Here is a 314-nt window from a genome sequence, read left to right as displayed (position 1 = left end):
CCGACGGCAACCGATCAAAGTGGCCACCGCGCCCAATACCCTGTGGGGCATGGACTTCGTCAGTGATGCGCTGTTCGATGGCCGTCGCTTCCGGTTGTTGCCGGTACTGGATCACTTCACGCATGAGTGCCTGGCCATCGTCGTAGATCAGTCCTTGCGGGCCGACGATGTGGCCGAGGCAGTGACACGGTTGGCCGCTCAACGCGGCAAGCCGGAGGCGATCAAGGTGGATAACGGCAGCGAGTTTGCCGGCAAGGTGATGGACCGCTGGGCGTATGAAAACGGCGTGGAGCTGGACTTCTCCCGCAGAGGGA

Annotated in this window: 1 protein-coding gene; it reads left to right on the top strand. The window is 62.4% G+C overall.

Annotated features, from left to right (window positions below; genetic code table 11):
- Window positions 1–314, top strand: a 314-nt coding sequence (locus XdyCFBP7245_RS23570; protein WP_146091750.1) for a DDE-type integrase/transposase/recombinase, incomplete at both ends; no start/stop codon positions are given.

Source organism: Xanthomonas dyei (genome assembly GCF_002939865.1).
Classification (GTDB): Bacteria; Pseudomonadota; Gammaproteobacteria; order Xanthomonadales; family Xanthomonadaceae; genus Xanthomonas; species Xanthomonas dyei.
Note: the sequence above shows the minus strand (reverse complement) of the source record. Positions and strands in the feature narration are given on the sequence as shown.